This is a genomic window from Chryseobacterium sp. II3a, from assembly GCF_057815135.1.
Window position 1 is genome coordinate 138,225 of the sequence record NZ_JBYPZJ010000008.1, and the last position, 18,709, is coordinate 156,933.

Here is an 18,709-nt window from a genome sequence, read left to right on the forward strand (position 1 = left end):
TATTTTTAAGCAAAAAACAAATGGCATAAGTATTGTGCATTCTAGTACATTATAATATAGCACACGTTTTCAGAGCATATTATAAAAAATCAATATAACGATTAAAAACGAAAATGACAATTTGTCATTAGATCCATTATGACAGAATTTGAAGATATAAGTTTAGAAGAAATGATCGGCGACGGTTTTGATATTGTCACTGAGGAAATCAATCTTTCCGACTTTGGTGAGACTGAAAAGAATTCCGAACAGAAAATATTCCCAATACTTCCCGTAAGAAACATGGTGATGTTCCCTAATGTGGTAATTCCTATCACTGCAGGAAGAAAAACCTCTATACAGCTCCTTGAGGAAGCACAGAAAAATGGAGATTTCATTGGAATTGTAAGCCAGAAGAATTCTGATCTTGAGCAACCTACCGAAAAAGATATTTACACAACCGGTACATTAGCGAAGATCATTAAGATTATAAAACTTCCTGAAGGTAATATTACAGCTATTACTAAAGGTTTTCACAGGTTTAAAATCAAGAAGATTGTTGACAACCAACCTTATTTCAAAGCTGAAATTACAAAACTAAAGGATGCAAGGCCTAAAAATCAGGAGGAATATGAAGCTTTACTGGAAAATGTAAAAGATCTTGCTTTAAAAATCATTGAGCTTGATCCTAATATTCCGAATGCGGCTAACTTTGCTATCAAAAACATCAACAACAATGATGATTTGCTGAATTTCATTTGTACCAATGCCAGCTTCCCATCTTTGGAGAAACAAAGATTACTGGAGGAAAAAAGTATGATGGAAAGAGCCAATAAATGCTATGAAATGATGCATGAGGATTTCAGAAAGCTGGAATTGAGAAATCAGATCCATCAGAAAACTTCAAAAGATCTTGATAAACAGCAAAGAGAGTATTTCCTGAACCAACAGATCAGAACAATCCAGGAAGAACTTGGTGGCGGACCTGAAAGTGATGTGGCAGATCTTATTGCAAAGGCGAAAACAAAAAAATGGAACCAGGAAGTTGAAGAACATTTCCAGAAGGAAATCGGCAGATTACAAAGGCAGAATCCTAATTCTCCGGACTATAATGTACAGAGAAATTATCTGGATTTCTTCACAGATCTTCCATGGGAAACTTACACCAAAGATATTTTTGACATTGCTAAGGCTGAAAAAGTTTTAGACAAAGCCCATTTCGGACTTGAAGACATTAAGAAAAGAATCCTGGAACACATGGCTGTTTTAAAACTAAAAAACAACATGAAATCTCCTATCCTATTATTGGTAGGACCTCCGGGAGTAGGTAAGACTTCATTAGGTAAATCTATTGCAGATGCTTTAGGAAGAAAATATGTAAGATTATCTTTAGGGGGGCTTCATGACGAAAGTGAAATCCGCGGACATAGAAAAACTTATATTGGGGCAATGGCCGGAAGAATCCTGCAATCCATCAAAAAGTCCGGAACTTCAAATCCGGTAATTGTATTGGATGAGATCGATAAAATCGGACAGGGACTTCACGGGGACCCAAGCTCTGCACTCTTAGAAGTACTTGACCCTGAACAAAATAAATCTTTCTATGACAACTTCTTAGAAATGGGATATGACTTATCGAAAGTAATGTTTATCGCAACAGCCAACTCTCTTTCTACCATTCAGACTCCGCTTCTGGACAGAACAGAAATTATCCAGATTGCCGGATATACTCTGGAGGAAAAGATTGAGATTGCTAAAAGACATTTAATCAAAAAACAACAGGAAGAGAATGGTTTGGACATCAAATCATTCAAGCTTGGAAATCCTGAACTTAAACATATCATTGAGGCTCACACATCCGAAAGCGGGGTAAGAACCTTAGAGAAAAGAATTGCCTCTGTGGCAAGATGGGTAGCATTACAAACGGCTTTAGTAAAAGAATACGATCCTAAAATCTCATTGGAAAAAGTAGATGAAATTCTTGGAGTTCCAAGACCAAAGAGCTTATCTGAAATTACGGGTGTACCTGGTGTAGTTACAGGTCTTGCCTGGACGAGTGTAGGTGGAGACATTTTATACATTGAAAGCATTCTAAGCAATGGAAAAGGAGCTTTAACCATGACCGGAAACCTGGGAACTGTGATGAAAGAATCTGCTACTATTGCTCTTGAATATATTAAAGCTAAACACGACGAACTTGGAATTGCTCAGGAAGACCTGGATAAGAAAAACATCCACGTGCATGTTCCTGAGGGTGCAACTCCTAAAGACGGACCTTCTGCTGGTATTGCCATGCTGACATCAATGGTTTCTTCTTTCAAAAACAAAAAGATAAAACCACACCTTGCCATGACAGGAGAAATTACGCTAAGAGGAAAGGTACTTCCTGTAGGTGGAATTAAAGAAAAACTTCTTGCAGCAACCAGAGCCGGGATAAAAGATGTGATTCTTTGTGAGGCTAACCGAAAAGATGTAGAAGAAATCAAGAAAGATTATTTAAAGAATCTGAAAGTACATTATGTCAACAGAATGGAAGAGGTCATTGATATCGCCATTGAAAAATAAAAACAATTCATTTACATATTAACTTCTCAATAAGAAACACGCTCTGAATTTCAGAGCGTGTTTCTGCTTTTATAAAGGGATTTAGGAATGAATTTTGATCTGGAGATAGAAAAATCCATACTGTTTGAATAAAAAATTCTTCAGATCGACGGGTTTTTCTTATTTTTATTCCACACTGCAGATTTTTAGATTATGAATTTTCTTAGACTTCCTTTCCTTGTCAAGCTGACCCTTGTCGTTATATCGATTATTGGAATCGGGTATCTTTTAGCATTGGGACAAACTATTTTAGCTCCCTTCTTCTTTGCATTCCTGATGGCAATGCTGTTTTTACCAGCAGCTACATTTATGGAAAGAAAGCTAAGATTTCCGAGATCTATGTCAACAATGACCTCCGTTTTTATTATGTTGATTATATTAGCGGGGATTATTTATTTTTTCACCAATCAGTTATCTGACTTTAGTAAAGATCTCCCACATTTAAGAGAACAGCTTACTACCGTTTTTAATAATGCTCAGCATTGGGTTTCCAAAACTTTCAATGTGAAGGTAGATGAACAGGTAGATTATATCAACCAGGGACTTAATAAACTTCTATCTTCCTCCGGTGCTATTTTAGGCTTTACATTTGGCATTTTTTCAACCGGATTTGGGTTTATCATATTCTTTACCCTGTTTTTTATCTTTATTTTAAATTACAGAAGGCTCTTGAATAACTTTATTGTTACTGTTTTTAAAGAAAGACATAAGTCAAGTGTTCAGGCTGCGGTGAATGAAATTCGTGTAATGACCAAGAAGTATATCTTCGGACTTTGTCTTCAGGTTATTATTGTATCTATCTTGACGTCTATCGTACTTACTGTTTTAGGCGTAAAATATGCTATTCTTTTAGCAGTTTTAACAGGATTATTAAATGTAATTCCATATCTGGGTATTTTCATCTCGCTTGTTATATCCTGCTTTATTGCGTTTGCAACCGGCAGCCCTTCAACATGTATTTATGTTGCGATCGGATATATTGGCATTCATGCTATAGATGGAAATATTGTGCTTCCATTTGTTGTAGGTTCCCGAGTGAAGATCAATGCATTATTTTCTTTTATAGGAATTCTTTTAGGGGAACACCTTTGGGGAATTGCTGGGATGTTTCTTTGTATTCCTGCAATTGCTATTATTAAAATCATTTGCGAAAAAGTTGACGATTTAAAACCTTGGGGAAAACTGCTTGGAGAGGAAGAAAGACCAAACAAAAAGAAGAAAAGCTATAAAATTTCAAAAAATATTACTTTGAAAGAAATGGACTAAATATTATCAATAAGTGATAAATAATGAGTAATAAATAAGGCTGCTTAAAAAGCAGCCTTATTTTTATTTGTATACCCCTTATACACTTGCAGCACAATAGGGATGCATTCCATTTGGACAGGTTTCTGTACAAAGAATATTAGCCTGTATATCCGGACAGTATCCGTAATCTGGTCCCCCACCTCCACCAGGACCTCCTAAACAAGGGTCTCCAGGAGGAATTTTACATGGGCATCCAATTGGGCCGATATCGCATTTTCCAATACCTATACCTCCCTGAATTTCTCTTAAGTTTGTTCGATTTAGTTTTTTAAGATTTTTCAACATAATTATTAGTTTAGTTTGTACTCAAATATAAATAATAAAATAAGATAAAATACAACATTAACCAATCATTAACACAAACAATCTCATGTTTTGTTAAAAAAATCATAAAATAGTTGTATTTTTTATTTTACATTTGATATAAAATATTTATTATGAAAATCATTAAACTCATCATCTGCATCTTATTTGGAGTTATGTTTATTAATGCAGGATTAGACAAGTTCTTTCATTACAATCCAGTTCCACCACTCACTGAAGCCCAAATGAAACTATATGCAGCATTTGGAGAAATAGGTTGGTTATTACCGCTTGTAGGGACTGTAGAAGTAATAGGAGGGCTACTATTCATCTTCCCAAAAACACGAGCACTGGGAGCCATTATTATCTTCCCTGTTCTGACAGGAATTGTGATCCACAACGTTTACAGAGATCCTTCAACTACCGGAATCTGCATCTCCGGGATCTTATTTCTGATCAATATCTGGATCTTGATTGACAATAAAGAGAAATATAAAAACCTGGTTGGATAGCCATTAAAACTTACACTAGCAGATAATATTGAATTTCATCTGCTAGTTTTAATTATATAAAAGCACTAAATCCTGTGATCGATCGTCCTACGATGAGCGAGTTAATTTCTTTTGTGCCTTCATAAGAGTAAATTGCTTCAGCATCTGCTACGAAACGGGCTACATCATATTCCAGAAGAATACCATTTCCACCCATTACTTCTCTTGCTCTGGAAACGATATCGCGCGTTCTTAATGTACAGAAGACCTTGGCTAATGAAGCATGTTCATCTTTAAGAATTCCTTCATCCTGCATCTCAGACAATCTGAAAACCATGGTCTGCATGGCGGTAAGATTGGATAACATTTCTACCAAATGCCCTTGAATCATCTGAAATGAAGCAATTGGTTTTCCAAATTGCTCTCTTGTTCGGGTATAAGCTAAAGCGCTTTCATAGGCTCCTCTTGCACATCCTGTCGCCATCCAAGCTACTCCTGCTCTTGTCATTCTCAGCACTTTCCCGGTATCTTTAAACGAATTGGCATTCTGTAAACGGTTTTCCTCTGTGATCAAACAATCTTTAAGCGTAATTAATCCGTTCTGAACGATTCGCAAGGCCATTTTACCCTTTATTTTTTCTACAGAATATCCTGGATTATCTTTTTCAACAATAAATCCTTTCACTTCTCCACTATCTAAATCTTTTGCCCAGATAATCACAAGATCAGCAAAGGTTGCATTTCCGATCCATTTTTTCTGACCATTCAAAATCCAGCCATCTTCTGTTTTTTTACAGGTAACAGTAAGGCCACCCGCAGCTCCAGAGCCCACTTCCGGTTCTGTCAATCCAAAGGCTCCTATTTTTTCAAACTTCTGCATCTGCGGAAGCCATTTTTGTTTTTGTTCTTCCGAACCACAAATATAAATAGAACCCATTGCCAGTCCTGACTGTACGCCAAAGAATGTAGCAATAGAAGCATCAATTCTTGCCATTTCCATAGCAATAACACCTTCCATCAGAAAAGGCATTCCCGGACAGCCGTATCCTTCATAAGTGACACCACAAATATCTAGTTTCTGGAATTTTGGAATCAATTCGAAAGGAAATTCATCCCTGAGCCAGTAATGATTAACCAAAGGCTTGACCTCTTTTTCCATAAAAGCTCTTACTTTAAGCTGAATTTCCCTCTGTTCAGGGCTCAAAGTATGGTAGATATCGTAAAAATCTCCATCAATGGGTGGAAGCTCTTTCTTTTTCTTATTGGGATCAAGCATTTTCATAAGCCCGGCAAGCTGTTTATCATCCAGTTTTGAAAAATTATGCATTAGTTTGGGCAAATCTACTTTTTGAGAAATAGCACTTAGCTGATCAAAATCTATGGATGTGAATAGTCCTATTGCATTTCTGATTTTAGAAAAGGTATTTGACATAATGATATATTGTGATTTTGGTTTGTAAAAAGATAAGCAAAAATTACTCCGAAAGCAACTCCCCACCTTTCAACATATTTTACAAAACACTAATATTCAACATGTTAAAATAGAAAAATATCTTTACAAGTTTTTTACTTTTCATTTTCAAGCAATACAAAAGATTCTGCCTGAACTTTGACTCAAGCAAAACCTCAAAAAATATTACGCTATGAAAACGAATTACATTAGACTATCATTATCAGCCGTCCTTTTATTGGGAATTTATTCATGTAAAAAAAGTGACGCTACCAATAGCAGTGAACTTAAAAGCTATGAAGCCACAACAGATTCTACAGCAGTTTCTGAAGACAGTATTTCATCTGTTGCCAGTATGGAAGTAAAGGATAAAAAGTTCATCAAAACAGCAGATGTTAATATGGAAGTGAAAGATGTGTATAATGCTACTATTGCTATTGAAAAGTCTGTTCAGGACCTTGGAGGTTTTGTTACTAAAAGCAACCTGCAGAGCAATGTGACTTATGAAGATACCTACAATACTTCTGATACTGAAGCCATGCTCATCAAAAAATATAAGACTGAAAACACAATGCAGGTAAGAGTTCCTACTGAAAAACTGGGAGAATTTCTAACTGCTATTAATACCAGCAAATTATTTTTAAATTCAAGAACTATCAATGCGGAAGATGTTACAGCCAACATCAAATATTCTGAATTGGAGGCAAAAAGAAACCAGCAGACCTCAGAAAATATTGATAAAATAAAAACTAATAAAGACAAAGTAACACTAGATGACAACAATATGGCTGAAGGAAATCTTCAAAAGCTGAATACTATGAGCATGGCTGACAATCTCAAGTACAGCACCGTTGACATCTACATCCAGGAACCCAAATTACGCATCGCTGAAATTGCCGTTACCAATACAGACAGCATTGATAATAAATACAAATACAACTTCATTCATGATGCAAAAGACGGTTTTATCTATGGATTTTATCTGATCCAAAGAATTATCGTAGGACTGATCAACATTTGGCCAATCGTATTAATCGCTGGCGGGGTCATTTATTTCTTAAGAAAAAGAAAAGTAAAAACAGCTGAAAAGCCTAACCCTTCAGAACAAAACTCCTAACCTATAGGTTATCATCATAATTTTAGATTTTACAGCCTCCTGTTTTCAGGAGGTTTTTATTTTTTTGAAAAAAAAATGTAACGATTGCAAAGCACCTCTTACCTACTATTTAAAAAGAACAGAAAATAAAAAAAATAAATACTATGAAAAATTTAATAAAACTTGGGTTTGCAGCTTTATTATCAGCAAATTTCACAATGGTAGCTGCACAGACTAAGAACATGGAAAATGAAAACAGTCTGCTATGGGAAGTATCTGGAAACGGACTTTCTAAACCTTCCTATATTGCCGGAACATTTCATATCTTATGCAGTAAAGATTTTGAGATCAAGCCTAAAACATGGAATGCTCTTAATCAGGCTGAAAATTTTGTAATGGAAATCAATTACACGGATCAGAATGAAATGGCCGCTATGCAGAAAATGATGGCCGCAGATAAAAAAATATCTGAACAACTGACGCTTGAAGAAGCTAAAGAACTTGATAAAATACTTGCTGATTATGGAACAAACCTGAAAAATGTTGACAACCAAAGCCCACAGGCCCTTTACGCACTTATTGCAACAAAAGCAATCCCATGTCCTCCAAATGAAGTAAAAATGTATGAAATAGAACTTCTGAAAACAGCTTTGAAAAACAAAAAAAGTGTAAACGGACTGGAAAAGGTTGATGATCAAATGTATTCAATTGGTCAATCTTACAATCTGAAAGAAGTGATCTCTCAGCTGAAATTAAGTAACGAATATACCATTGCTTCACAAAAAATGACAGAAGCCTTTAAAAATGAAAATTTAAAAAGCTTGGATCAACTGATTAAGAACCCAAAATTCATGAATAAAAAACAGGAAAAGTTCATGCTAACTGACCGAAATACAAAATGGGTAGAAAAAATGCCTGAAATCATGAAAAAGCAAAGCTCTTTCTTCGCCGTTGGAAGCGGACATCTTTGGGGCGACAATGGACTTATCAACCTCCTTAAAGCCAAAGGATACACCGTAAAACCAGTATCTAACTTATAACAATAACCCAACCATGAAACTATTGTGAGTACTCCAACCGAAACAACCTTTTTAAAGCTCGTTAATCAGCACAAAGGTATTCTATATAAAGCTTCCCGGATCTATGCAGACTCCATAGAAGACCAGGAAGATCTTCAGCAGGAAATTCTAATCCAGCTGTGGAAATCTTATCAAAACTTTAAGGGAAATAGTGAATTTTCTACATGGATGTATCGCGTTGCTATCAATACTGCTATTACTTATCTAAAGAAGGAGAAGCAAAGAACAAAAACCCATACAGACTCTTCTCATCATTTCGAAGTACAGCAGGAAGATTACAACCCAACAAAAGATAAACAGCTGGAAATTTTTTACCATGCCGTTCAGGAACTGAATCCTCTGGAGAAGGCCATCATCTTTTATTTCATGGAAGGAATGTCACACAAGGATATTGGAAACAACCTCGGGCTCAGCGAAGGCAATGCCCGTGTAAAACTTAACAGAACAAAAGAAAAAATACAGCAAATCATAAAAAAATCAGGTTATGAATTTTGATCAACTAAAAGAACAGTGGAATAATGAAGACAGCAATGTTCATATTCCGGAAACTATAGAACAATTAAAAGAAAGTAAGCACCCTATCGAAAAAATCCAAAAGAGCATGAAAAAAGAATTTCCAGCACAGATTCTGGCGATCATTCTTATTGGATTCTTTCCACTTCAGTTTAAATTTCCTTCTTCTCAGTATATTATTTATTATATTTCCTATGTGTTGATGGTCGTAATATCGTCCTATTATCTTTACGGATTTTATAAATTTTACAAACAAACTGAACTCTATACAGGAAATACGAAGAACAGCCTTTGGAAAATTTTCCATGAACTCAAACTAAATATGGAAAGATATCATTCATTTGGGTTTTTACTTCTCCCCCACTTCCTGCTCACTATTGGGTTAGTAATCTATAATACTTTAGCAGAAAAAGGAAAAATGCTATCCGAACTCACCAATAGTCACCAGTATTCTTTGATTTTAATTGTTTTAGTAGGTACCCTTTTTCTCGTAACAAGTATTGTTCTATGGACAAAATATTTTTACGGCCGTTCAGCTAAGCAATTGGAAAACATTCTGAATGAAATAGACGAATAATATTAAAAAAAACGTATTTAAACATATAAAAAGCAAACCTCAGATCATTTCTGGGGGTTTGTTTTTTAAAAAATTGTTATTTATCATCTTCAAATTTATTTGAGGTTTTATTTTTCCTTAAATTTGCAAATCAGAAATAAATCGTTATGGGTTTTTAAAGATTTAATCCAGCACTTTATTTTCTGAACCATAAATTCTCAACAACATGCTATCAAAAATAAATCCTATACAAACCAACAGCTGGAAAGCCCTTGATGAACATTTTGCATCCAATGACCTTGAACTAAGAAGTCTTTTCCAGTATAACCCGAACCGTTTTGAAGAATTCTCTTTACAAAAGGATAACTACCTTTTCGATTATTCTAAAAACCTAATTGATTCAAAAACCAAAGAACTTTTATTACAGTTGGCAGAAGAATGCCAATTAAAAGATGCTATTTCTAAAATGTTCTCTGGTGATAAAATCAATGAGACAGAAGGAAGAGCTGTATTGCATACTGCTTTGAGAGATTTTTCTGACCGTGAAATTCTTGTAGATGGCGAAAATATTAAGCCACAGATCAAAAGAGTATTGAACCACATGAAAGCTTTTTCTGAAAAAATCATTTCAGGAGAACATAAAGGTTTCAGCGGAAAAGAAATTACGGATGTAGTCAACATCGGAATCGGAGGGTCAGACCTGGGACCTGTGATGGTTTGTTCAGCTTTAAAACATTTTAAAACAAGATTAGATGTTCACTTTGTTTCTAATGTGGACGGAAATCATATTGCAGAGGTTGTTAAAAACCTAAACCCTGAAACTACTCTATTCATTATTGCTTCTAAAACGTTTACCACTCAGGAAACGATGACGAATGCCAATTCAGCAAAAGACTGGTTCCTGAAAGCAGGAAAACATGAAGATGTAGCCAAGCACTTTGTAGCTTTATCTACTAATATTGAAGCGGTTAAACAATTCGGAATCGCAGAAGAAAATATTTTCGAATTCTGGGATTGGGTAGGCGGAAGATATTCACTTTGGAGCGCCATCGGATTAAGCATTGTATTGGCTGTAGGTTATGAAAACTTTGAGCAGCTTTTAAAGGGAGCTTTTGATACAGACCAGCATTTCCAGACTGAAGATTTCTCTGAAAACGTTCCTGTATTAATGGGACTTTTAGGAATCTGGTATCGTAATTTCTACGCAGCAACTACCTATGCCATCCTTCCTTATTCACAATATCTGGACAGGTTTGCAGCTTATCTTCAGCAAGGAGATATGGAAAGTAACGGAAAATGTGTAGACAGAAATGGTGAATTTGTAGAATATGAAACAGGACCAATCATTTGGGGAGAACCCGGAACAAATGGCCAGCATGCATTTTATCAATTGATTCACCAAGGTACAGAATTGATTCCAGCAGACTTTATTGCCTATGCTAAAAGCTCCAATAAAGTTTCTGACCACCAGGATAAATTATTAGCCAACTTCTTCGCTCAAACAGAAGCCCTTGCTTTCGGAAAAACAGAAGAAGAGGTAGAAGAGGAACTTAGAAGTGCAGGAAAGTCTGATGAAGAAATAGATCAGGTATTAAACTATAAGGTTTTCCATGGAAACACCCCTACTAACTCTATATTATTCAAAGAATTAACTCCTTTTTCATTAGGACAGTTAATTGCCCTGTATGAGCATAAAATCTTCGTTCAAGGGGTTATCTGGAATATTTTCAGCTTTGATCAGTTTGGAGTAGAATTAGGTAAAGTACTTGCTAACAAGATATTACCTGAGCTTGAAAGCAATGAGACGATCACCTCACATGACAGCTCTACCAATGGATTGATTAATTATTATAAAGGAAATAAATAGCAGATGTCTGCATTACGATCATATTATTATAAACTGCCTCCCGGCTTTAGACTTTTAGGAAGAAAACTTTACTATTTTCCTATAGACCTTTATGAAGGAATCACCGGAAAAAGAGCTAAAAACGAGCCTAAAAAAGGAGACATTTATGTGGGGAGCAGTGATTTTATTCCCCATGGAATCCGCCAGATGGATGTCCTGAAGAAATATATCGCACTCAAAAATACAGACCATGTATTGGATATAGGCTGTGGAATCGGAAGAACTGCTGTTGCTCTCTCCGGATTTATAGACCAAGGGACTTATGACGGTTTTGACGCTGTAGAAAAAGGAATTAAATGGTGCGACAAACACATCCATAAAAAATATCCGAATTTCAACTTTAAGTTTACGCCGATTTATAATGATCTGTATAATACTTTCAGCCAGAAAGCGGAAAATTTTACATTTCCTTATGATGATGCTCAGTTTGACAAGGCATTTCTGTTTTCGGTATTCACTCATATGCAGATCCCTGAGATTAAACAATACCTGAATGAGATCAGCAGGGTTTTAAAAAGCGGCGGGCAATGTCTGGCAACTTTCTTTCTGTATGATGAATCTAAAAAAGAAGGCGGCAGTATGCATTTCCCTCATCAATATGAAGGATACCGACTCATGGATGATAAAGTAACGGCAGCCAATATCGCCGTAAGCGTTCCATTATTGACTCAAATGGCTCATGAAGCAGGACTGAAAGTGAAAACAATACAAGGAGGATTCTGGAGATATGATGTAGAAAAGGAAGGCGCCGATGAATTTCAGGATATTGTAGTATTTGAAAAAATCTAAATCTAAATAAAAGTAAAAAGTAAAAATGGCAGAAATTCTAGACGGACTTAAAGTATCCAAGGAAATCAAAGCAGAGATCAAAGTTGAAGTGGAAAAAATCCTTGCAAGCAAAAGAAGAGCACCTCATTTGGTAGCCATTCTTGTAGGAAACAACGGAGCAAGTAAGGCGTATGTAAATGCTAAAGTAAAAGACTGCGAAGAGGTAGGATTTCAATCCAGCTTAATCAAATTCCCTAGCACCGTTTCGGAATCTGAATTATTGGAAAAAATTGATGAACTGAATAAATCTAAAGCAGTGGATGGATTCATTGTTCAGCTTCCTTTACCAGATCAGGTTGACCAGGAAAAAATTATCAATGCTATTGATCCTAGAAAAGATGTAGACGGGTTCCATCCTGAAAACTTCGGGAAAATGGCCCTTGAAATGGATACTTTCTTACCAGCCACTCCTTTCGGTATTTTAACATTATTGGAAAGGTATAATATTGAAACTAAAGGAAAAGACTGCGTAATTATCGGAAGAAGTAAAATTGTAGGAAGACCAATGAGTATCTTAATGGGAAGAAAAGATTTCCCTGGAAATTCAACTGTTACTCTTACACACTCATACACAAAAGACATTGAAGAATATACAAAAAAGGCAGACATCGTTATTACAGCTTTGGGAGATCCTCATTTTTTAAAAGGAGAAATGATTAAAGAGGGTGCTGTTATCGTTGACGTGGGTATCACCAGAGTAGACGATGATTCTCCAAAAGGATATTACCTTGCCGGTGATGTAGATTTTGACAGCTGTGCAGCAAAAGCCAGCTGGATTACACCGGTTCCTGGAGGAGTAGGCCCAATGACAAGAGCGATGTTGATGAAAAACACCATCATTGCTTATAAAACTTCGGTCTATAACGACTAATTTTAAAATGAATAAAGAACAAGATATTTTATTAAAAGAAGGTAAAATGCTCCCTGTAATGGAGCATTTTTACACTTTACAAGGAGAAGGAGCACACACAGGAAAAGCCGCCTATTTTATCAGATTAGGAGGCTGTGATGTGGGCTGCCACTGGTGTGATGTAAAAGAAAGCTGGGATCCGGAGCTTCATCCATTGATGGACGCTGTAGAAATTGCCGAAACAGCAGCTAAACATTGTAAAACCATCGTTCTTACAGGAGGTGAACCTCTTACATGGAATCTGGAGGTCCTAACTTCAAAATTAAAAGAACTTGGGTGTACTATCCATATTGAAACTTCAGGAGCATATCCTATGAGCGGACATCTGGACTGGATTACCCTTTCCCCAAAGAAAACAGGATTACCGAAAGAAGAGATTTATCAAAAGGCACACGAGCTTAAAGTAATCGTTTTTAATAATCATGACTTTGCATTTGCTGAAGAGCAGGCTGCCAAAGTTTCTGAAAACTGCAAGCTTTACCTTCAGAGTGAATGGAGCAAAAGAAATGACATGTATCCTAAGATTACAGACTTTATTCTGGAACATCCGGAATGGCAGGCTTCAGTTCAAACCCATAAATATCTGAATATACCGTAAAATTACGTACATTAGCTGGCCGTTCCTGTAATAATAACCGATAGATGCAGAGAATTCGATACTCTAGATACCTGAAATCAATCATTATTTTGCTTGACCTCATGGTTATTGCATCTATCTTCATATTCTTTTTTATAAGCAGAAACGAAAATCTGAAATATCATAGGGAAACCTGGTATCAGAATGCTTTTTCTCTGGTTTTAGTGTTTTTGTTCTGGGTGCTTCTCAGCGGTAGAACAAAAATATATAATATTCCAAGGAACCTTACATATACACTCTTTCTGGAAAGGCTATTGATTCACTTCATATCCTTTATACTAGGAGTTTTGCTTATTGGAAAGGTCAGTAATAATGTATTCTTTAATTCAGACATTTATTGGCTGTCTCTTTATCTGTTTATATTTATCTTTTTAGCAAAATCATTCATCTATTTTTCTATTAAGTATCTACGCTCTTTAGGTGCTAATTATCGAAATATCATGTTTTTAGGAAATGGTGATTCTACAGAAATCCTGAAAAATATTTTTAAGGAACGTAAAGATTATGGCTATAGAATATTTGAACATGAAAACGCAGATGCCAATACAGCCGAACTGGTCAGTTTCTGGAAGAAAAACGGAATCCATACCCTGTTTTTATCTTCAGAAAATTCTTATAGTGAAAGTACTGAATCTGAAATATTCAAGCTGGCAGAGGAAAATAAAGTTCATATCTCATTAGTTCCAAGTATCACCCATAGTGATTTCTTCCTGTACGATTTAGCCTATATCCAAACTCAGCCCGTTCTTAATCAGGCAAGATATCCACTGGATTATTATTCCAACTTCCTGATGAAAAGAACATTTGATATTTTCTTTTCCATATTTGTGCTGGTTTTTATTTGTACCTGGCTATTCCCGGTCATTGCTGTTTTAATCAGGGTAAGCTCTAAAGGACCTATTTTTTTCTTACAAAAAAGATATGGATTCCACGAAGAAGTATTCAACTGTATCAAATTCAGAACCATGGTGGTGAATGACGAATCTACAACCAGTACTACCAAAGAAAATGATACAAGGATCACCAAGGTCGGTAAATTTTTAAGAAAAACCAGCCTTGATGAGCTTCCGCAATTCATCAATGTTCTAAGAGGCCAAATGTCTGTGGTAGGACCTCGTCCTCATATGTTGGCCGTTGATAATTACTACAAACCAAAAATCGGAAGATATAGCTTAAGGAGTATGGTAAGTCCTGGAATTACAGGGCTTGCACAGGTAAGCGGATTGCGTGGTGACTTTGGAGATGTGGAGGTAGAAATGAAGAAAAGAGTACTTGCTGATGCTTTCTATGTAAGGAACTGGAGTTTTGTTCTGGATCTGGTGATTATATTAAAAACCGTTTTACTGGTAATAGGCGGAGATAAAAATGCAAAATAAAGCTATGCTAGGGTTAGGATAATTTTAACATTATCTGGACATCAGTCTTCACTTCAACCTTAGCCTAATTCAATAAAAAAGTCTAATTTAGCGGTATGTTAAAAAAGTTTTTCACAGCAGTAGGGGAATATATTATTCTTTTGGGAAAATCCCTGCAGAAGCCCCAGAAAATGAGGGTTTTTTGGAAGCTGCTCATGAGGGAAATTAATGATTTGGGAGTAAATTCTTTCGGACTTGTAGTCTTCACTTCGATCTTCGTGGGGGCGGTAGTGGCTATTCAGATGTTCAACAACTTTGATGCTTCTTCGTTTCCAATCCCTCCTTCATTTGTAGGATATGCAACAAAAGCAGTACTTGTATTAGAGTTCGCGCCTACCATCATCAGTTTAATTTTAGCGGGTAAAGTAGGATCTTATATTGCTTCCAGTATTGGAACAATGAGAGTATCTGAACAAATTGATGCTTTGGATATCATGGGAGTTAATTCACCCAACTTTCTGGTATTCCCAAAAATCATTGCCTGTATGATTTTTAATCCTCTTTTGATTGCTATCAGTATTGTCTTTGGTATTGCCGGAGGTTATATTGCTGGTATCTTAACAGGAAACTGGACAGAAAACGATTATATCACTGGGATTCAAATGTACATGCCTAATTTATTTGTCTATTATGCATTTACAAAAACAGCTGTTTTTGCCTTCATCATCGCTACAGTTCCTTCTTATTTCGGATATTTTGTAAAAGGAGGATCTCTTGAAGTAGGTAGAGCAAGTACCCAGGCGGTGGTTTGGACAATGGTATTTATTATCATTTCCGAATTAATTCTAACCCAATTAATATTAAGCTAATGATTGAGGTAAAAGATCTTAAGAAAAGTTTTGGTGATGTTGAAGTACTTAAGGGAATTTCAACCACATTTGATAAAGGTAAGGTAAATCTTATTATTGGGCAGAGTGGTTCAGGAAAAACAGTTTTTCTTAAAAGTTTACTAAATGTATATGATCCTTCATCAGGAGAAATTCTGTTTGATGGTAAAGATATTAACACGATGAACCGTGATGAAAAGCAGCATCTTCGTTCAGAAATCGGAACGGTATTCCAGGGGAGTGCCCTTTTTGACTCTTTAACTGTGGAGGAAAATATTATGTTCCCTCTTGACATGTTTACCAACCTTACTTACAGAGAGAAAAAGAAAAGAGTATTCGAAGTAATAGGAAGAGTACATCTTGATAAAGCAGAAAGAAAATATCCTTCTGAAATTTCAGGGGGAATGCAGAAAAGGGTGGCCATAGCAAGAGCTATTGTAAACAATCCAAAGTATTTATTCTGCGATGAGCCTAACTCAGGACTGGATCCCTATACTTCAAAAGTCATTGATGATCTTCTTTATGAAATTACCAAAGAATATAATACGACGACGATTATCAATACCCATGATATGAATTCTGTAATGACGATTGGCGAGAAAATTGTATACCTAAGACTTGGTATCAAGGAATGGGAAGGGAATAAAGACATCCTGATTACTGCAGGCAATAAAAACCTGATAGACTTCGTTTATTCTTCAGAACTATTTAAAGAGCTCAGAGAATATTTACTTGAGAATAATAAAACAATTGAGAATACAAAATTAGACGATAATGAAAAAGGTATTTAGTATAGCGTTAATAGGGTTTTCAATGTGGGCTTCTGCACAGATCTCACTGGCAGGTAAGGCCAATATAATATTCCCTACAGGCTCACCATCATGGTCCAACATTAAAGGAACCGTGAATGATGCTATTGAAGGAACAGGAAAAAACAATGTAGGTTTCAATGTAGGACTTTCCATGAAAGTAGGATTACCTACTTCATTATTCTTAATGCCCGAGGTATATTATACTCACTTTAAGAATGAGTTTACTACAGAGAACACCACCTTTGATGTAAAAAGCAACCGTATTGATGTTCCGGTTCTTTTAGGATATAATCTTTTAGGAAATATGTTAGGTGTTTTTGTAGGGCCGGTAGGAAGCTTTAATCTAAGCAAAGACAATACTTATAACGATTTTAAAGAAAATGCAAAAAATAACTTTACCGTAGGTTATCAGTTCGGAGCTCAGCTTGAAATTAAGAAACTTATTGTAAATGCAAGATATGAAGGAGCTTTCAGTAAAGATGAAAGAAACTTCATCAATAGAGTTTCCGGTTCGGAAATCAGATATGATAACAGACCTAACCTTTTTATGGTTGGTTTGGGATATAAATTTTAATCAACAATCGAAAATAACAACTTTAAATCCTCAAATTTTATATTTGAGGATTTTTATTTTGCTCTTCAAGCTCAGCCTGGCGTTTTGCAATATCTGCCGCCTGTTTTTCCAATTCTTCTTTTTCTTTCTGAAGCTGCTTGAATTCTTTTTTCTTTTGTTCAGCCTTTATAGCACTTCCTTTACTCAGATATCCTACCATTCCGCCAATGATAAGCCCAATTCCTACTCCAGCCATGATACCCATGATGTGAGAAATTTTAATCTGCTCTACAGCAAAGTCAGTGGTAAGATAAAATAATAAAGCAGAAACCGCTAAGAGGATAAGACCGGTAATTGATAAACTCTTCATAATATTGTGTTTAAGTAATTATGTTATAAAAGCTAAACCAAATTTACTAAAAAATTAATAAGCCTTTATACAGGAATCATATTTTAATGGTGCTTTCAATAATAGATACAACCATTATTATTCCAAATTATGTGAAAAAGAGAAATATTATCAAATAAAAACGGACTCATTTTAAAAATCAGTCCGTCTTTTTTATAATAAGCTATTAGATTATAGTTTTCCTCCCGCCGCTTTGTAATACTCTAAAGCTTTTGGTAAGTCTTTATTGATATCAGAAATTCTTGTATCCGGGCTCGGGTGAGTAGATAAGAATTCCGGTTGTCTTGCTCCTGAAGAAGAAGCTTCCATTCTGTTCCAGAAAGGGATAGCAGCTCTTGGATCATATCCTGCCATAGACATCAGATAAAGTCCCATTTCATCAGCTTCCGATTCCTGGCCTCTACCATACTTTAATAATGCAACTTGTGATCCAATAGGATATACTTTCTGGAAAACACTTGCCCATTGTGCATTAGAAATAGCTCCACCAAGGATAGCTCCACCATACTGAGCCATCATAGCCTGAGAAATTCTTTCATTTCCATGACCAGCCAATGCGTGAGAAACTTCATGTCCCATTACTACGGCAAGTCCATTATCATCCTTAGTAACTGGTAATATCCCTGTATAAACAGCTACTTTACCTCCTGGCATACACCATGCATTCAATTCATTGCTTTGCAAAAGAGCAAACTCCCAGCTATAATTGGCTAGATCTGCAGATCTTCCTATACTCTGATAATATCTCTCTGCTGCATTTTTAATTCTGTTTCCTACATTTACCACTCTCTTTGCATCTGCTGTTCCGGTAATAAGTTTACCTTTAGACAATGTCGTTTTATATTCCTGTGCCGACATTGTTAAAATTTCTGAATTATTGGCCAGCTGTAAAGATGATCTTCCTGTAATTGGATTTGTAGTACAGGCAGCAACCAACAGAGCGAATGCTCCCATTCCTAATAGATGTGTAACTTTCATAGTTTGAGTGTTAATAATTCAACCTTAACAATTTTTATTCCAAAATATTTTTGAT

At 35.8% G+C, this 18,709-nt stretch carries 19 protein-coding genes; 15 read left to right on the top strand and 4 right to left on the bottom strand.

Translation table 11 applies throughout. From position 1 onward, the window contains the following. The first annotated feature begins 138 nt into the window (after positions 1 to 138). Both lon and AC3HD6_RS18105 read left to right on the top strand, forming a co-directional pair. Positions 139 to 2,544 (top strand): endopeptidase La, encoded by a 2,406-nt coding sequence (gene lon, locus AC3HD6_RS18100; RefSeq protein ID WP_488897604.1) that lies wholly within the window; start codon positions 139 to 141, stop codon positions 2,542 to 2,544. Positions 2,545 to 2,736: 192 nt separating this feature from the next. Next, complete coding sequence (locus AC3HD6_RS18105; RefSeq protein ID WP_488897605.1) at positions 2,737 to 3,849, top strand: AI-2E family transporter; 1,113 nt, start codon at positions 2,737 to 2,739, stop codon at positions 3,847 to 3,849. Between the two features lie 78 nt (positions 3,850 to 3,927). On the opposite strand, the gene AC3HD6_RS18110 is transcribed toward AC3HD6_RS18105, so the two are convergent. Beyond that, positions 3,928 to 4,176, bottom strand: a complete 249-nt coding sequence (locus AC3HD6_RS18110; RefSeq protein WP_488897606.1) for a bacteriocin-like protein — start codon at positions 4,174 to 4,176, stop codon at positions 3,928 to 3,930. Positions 4,177 to 4,328: 152 nt separating this feature from the next. Here AC3HD6_RS18110 and AC3HD6_RS18115 point away from each other — a divergent pair, with 152 nt between their 5' ends. Continuing rightward, on the top strand, positions 4,329 to 4,706 hold the full coding sequence (locus tag AC3HD6_RS18115) for a MauE/DoxX family redox-associated membrane protein (RefSeq protein WP_488897607.1): 378 nt from the start codon (positions 4,329 to 4,331) through the stop codon (positions 4,704 to 4,706). Between the two features lie 52 nt (positions 4,707 to 4,758). On the opposite strand, the gene AC3HD6_RS18120 is transcribed toward AC3HD6_RS18115, so the two are convergent. After that, positions 4,759 to 6,117, bottom strand: a complete 1,359-nt coding sequence (locus AC3HD6_RS18120; RefSeq protein ID WP_488897608.1) for an acyl-CoA dehydrogenase family protein — start codon at positions 6,115 to 6,117, stop codon at positions 4,759 to 4,761. Positions 6,118 to 6,328: 211 nt separating this feature from the next. Here AC3HD6_RS18120 and AC3HD6_RS18125 point away from each other — a divergent pair, with 211 nt between their 5' ends. The 12 genes from AC3HD6_RS18125 (at position 6,329) to AC3HD6_RS18180 (ending at position 17,288) form a co-directional block, all read left to right on the top strand. Further along, positions 6,329 to 7,252: a DUF4349 domain-containing protein gene (locus AC3HD6_RS18125; RefSeq protein WP_488897609.1), complete on the top strand. Its 924-nt coding sequence runs from the start codon at positions 6,329 to 6,331 to the stop codon at positions 7,250 to 7,252. 143 nt (positions 7,253 to 7,395) lie between these two features. After that, on the top strand, positions 7,396 to 8,271 hold the full coding sequence (locus tag AC3HD6_RS18130; protein ID WP_488897610.1) for a TraB/GumN family protein: 876 nt from the start codon (positions 7,396 to 7,398) through the stop codon (positions 8,269 to 8,271). A gap of 24 nt (positions 8,272 to 8,295) precedes the next feature. Next, positions 8,296 to 8,805 (top strand): RNA polymerase sigma factor, encoded by a 510-nt coding sequence (locus AC3HD6_RS18135; RefSeq protein WP_488897611.1) that lies wholly within the window; start codon positions 8,296 to 8,298, stop codon positions 8,803 to 8,805. After that, positions 8,795 to 9,400, top strand: a complete 606-nt coding sequence (locus AC3HD6_RS18140) for a hypothetical protein (protein ID WP_488897612.1) — start codon at positions 8,795 to 8,797, stop codon at positions 9,398 to 9,400. The genes AC3HD6_RS18135 and AC3HD6_RS18140 overlap by 11 nt, the downstream gene beginning before the upstream one ends. A gap of 205 nt (positions 9,401 to 9,605) precedes the next feature. Continuing rightward, positions 9,606 to 11,246 carry a glucose-6-phosphate isomerase gene (gene pgi / locus AC3HD6_RS18145; RefSeq protein ID WP_488897613.1) on the top strand — a complete coding sequence of 547 codons (1,641 nt, stop codon included), beginning with the start codon at positions 9,606 to 9,608 and terminating at the stop codon, positions 11,244 to 11,246. Positions 11,247 to 11,249: 3 nt separating this feature from the next. Beyond that, positions 11,250 to 12,074 carry a class I SAM-dependent methyltransferase gene (locus tag AC3HD6_RS18150; RefSeq protein ID WP_488897614.1) on the top strand — a complete coding sequence of 275 codons (825 nt, stop codon included), beginning with the start codon at positions 11,250 to 11,252 and terminating at the stop codon, positions 12,072 to 12,074. A 25-nt stretch (positions 12,075 to 12,099) separates the two neighbouring features. Continuing rightward, on the top strand, positions 12,100 to 12,984 hold the full coding sequence (locus tag AC3HD6_RS18155) for a bifunctional 5,10-methylenetetrahydrofolate dehydrogenase/5,10-methenyltetrahydrofolate cyclohydrolase (RefSeq protein ID WP_068939107.1): 885 nt from the start codon (positions 12,100 to 12,102) through the stop codon (positions 12,982 to 12,984). Between the two features lie 7 nt (positions 12,985 to 12,991). Continuing rightward, positions 12,992 to 13,621, top strand: coding sequence for a 7-carboxy-7-deazaguanine synthase QueE (locus AC3HD6_RS18160; protein ID WP_488897615.1), 630 nt, complete (start codon positions 12,992 to 12,994; stop codon positions 13,619 to 13,621). A 44-nt stretch (positions 13,622 to 13,665) separates the two neighbouring features. Continuing rightward, positions 13,666 to 15,036: an exopolysaccharide biosynthesis polyprenyl glycosylphosphotransferase gene (locus AC3HD6_RS18165; RefSeq protein WP_488897616.1), complete on the top strand. Its 1,371-nt coding sequence runs from the start codon at positions 13,666 to 13,668 to the stop codon at positions 15,034 to 15,036. A 95-nt stretch (positions 15,037 to 15,131) separates the two neighbouring features. Further along, positions 15,132 to 15,884, top strand: a complete 753-nt coding sequence (locus AC3HD6_RS18170) for an MlaE family ABC transporter permease (RefSeq protein WP_488897617.1) — start codon at positions 15,132 to 15,134, stop codon at positions 15,882 to 15,884. Continuing rightward, positions 15,884 to 16,693 carry an ABC transporter ATP-binding protein gene (locus AC3HD6_RS18175; RefSeq protein WP_488897618.1) on the top strand — a complete coding sequence of 270 codons (810 nt, stop codon included), beginning with the start codon at positions 15,884 to 15,886 and terminating at the stop codon, positions 16,691 to 16,693. The genes AC3HD6_RS18170 and AC3HD6_RS18175 overlap by 1 nt, the downstream gene beginning before the upstream one ends. Then, on the top strand, positions 16,677 to 17,288 hold the full coding sequence (locus tag AC3HD6_RS18180) for an outer membrane beta-barrel protein (RefSeq protein ID WP_488897619.1): 612 nt from the start codon (positions 16,677 to 16,679) through the stop codon (positions 17,286 to 17,288). Before AC3HD6_RS18175 ends, AC3HD6_RS18180 begins: the two co-directional genes overlap by 17 nt. Before the next feature lie 37 nt (positions 17,289 to 17,325). Here the strand turns inward: AC3HD6_RS18180 and AC3HD6_RS18185 are convergent, their stop codons facing one another. After that, a complete protein-coding gene (locus AC3HD6_RS18185) occupies positions 17,326 to 17,637 on the bottom strand; it encodes a DUF1049 domain-containing protein (RefSeq protein WP_068939096.1) in 312 nt (103 codons plus the stop codon). A 210-nt stretch (positions 17,638 to 17,847) separates the two neighbouring features. Beyond that, complete coding sequence (locus tag AC3HD6_RS18190; protein ID WP_488897620.1) at positions 17,848 to 18,654, bottom strand: M48 family metallopeptidase; 807 nt, start codon at positions 18,652 to 18,654, stop codon at positions 17,848 to 17,850. Positions 18,655 to 18,709: the final 55 nt, after the last annotated feature.

Bases quoted from the DNA above. Each gene is read 5' to 3' on its own strand.
- AC3HD6_RS18165 (WP_488897616.1), top strand. From the start codon at position 13,666: ATGCAGAGAATTCGATACTCTAGATACCTGAAATCAATCATTATTTTG.
- AC3HD6_RS18150 (WP_488897614.1), top strand. From the start codon at position 11,250: ATGTCTGCATTACGATCATATTATTATAAACTGCCTCCCGGCTTTAGA.
- AC3HD6_RS18140 (WP_488897612.1), top strand. From the start codon at position 8,795: ATGAATTTTGATCAACTAAAAGAACAGTGGAATAATGAAGACAGCAAT.
- AC3HD6_RS18115 (WP_488897607.1), top strand. From the start codon at position 4,329: ATGAAAATCATTAAACTCATCATCTGCATCTTATTTGGAGTTATGTTT.
- AC3HD6_RS18170 (WP_488897617.1), top strand. From the start codon at position 15,132: ATGTTAAAAAAGTTTTTCACAGCAGTAGGGGAATATATTATTCTTTTG.
- AC3HD6_RS18160 (WP_488897615.1), top strand. From the start codon at position 12,992: ATGAATAAAGAACAAGATATTTTATTAAAAGAAGGTAAAATGCTCCCT.
- AC3HD6_RS18130 (WP_488897610.1), top strand. From the start codon at position 7,396: ATGAAAAATTTAATAAAACTTGGGTTTGCAGCTTTATTATCAGCAAAT.
- AC3HD6_RS18125 (WP_488897609.1), top strand. From the start codon at position 6,329: ATGAAAACGAATTACATTAGACTATCATTATCAGCCGTCCTTTTATTG.
- AC3HD6_RS18110 (WP_488897606.1), bottom strand. From the start codon at position 4,176: ATGTTGAAAAATCTTAAAAAACTAAATCGAACAAACTTAAGAGAAATT.
- AC3HD6_RS18180 (WP_488897619.1), top strand. From the start codon at position 16,677: ATGAAAAAGGTATTTAGTATAGCGTTAATAGGGTTTTCAATGTGGGCT.
- AC3HD6_RS18190 (WP_488897620.1), bottom strand. From the start codon at position 18,654: ATGAAAGTTACACATCTATTAGGAATGGGAGCATTCGCTCTGTTGGTT.
- AC3HD6_RS18175 (WP_488897618.1), top strand. From the start codon at position 15,884: ATGATTGAGGTAAAAGATCTTAAGAAAAGTTTTGGTGATGTTGAAGTA.
- pgi (WP_488897613.1), top strand. From the start codon at position 9,606: ATGCTATCAAAAATAAATCCTATACAAACCAACAGCTGGAAAGCCCTT.
- lon (WP_488897604.1), top strand. From the start codon at position 139: ATGACAGAATTTGAAGATATAAGTTTAGAAGAAATGATCGGCGACGGT.
- AC3HD6_RS18105 (WP_488897605.1), top strand. From the start codon at position 2,737: ATGAATTTTCTTAGACTTCCTTTCCTTGTCAAGCTGACCCTTGTCGTT.
- AC3HD6_RS18185 (WP_068939096.1), bottom strand. From the start codon at position 17,637: ATGAAGAGTTTATCAATTACCGGTCTTATCCTCTTAGCGGTTTCTGCT.
- AC3HD6_RS18120 (WP_488897608.1), bottom strand. From the start codon at position 6,117: ATGTCAAATACCTTTTCTAAAATCAGAAATGCAATAGGACTATTCACA.
- AC3HD6_RS18155 (WP_068939107.1), top strand. From the start codon at position 12,100: ATGGCAGAAATTCTAGACGGACTTAAAGTATCCAAGGAAATCAAAGCA.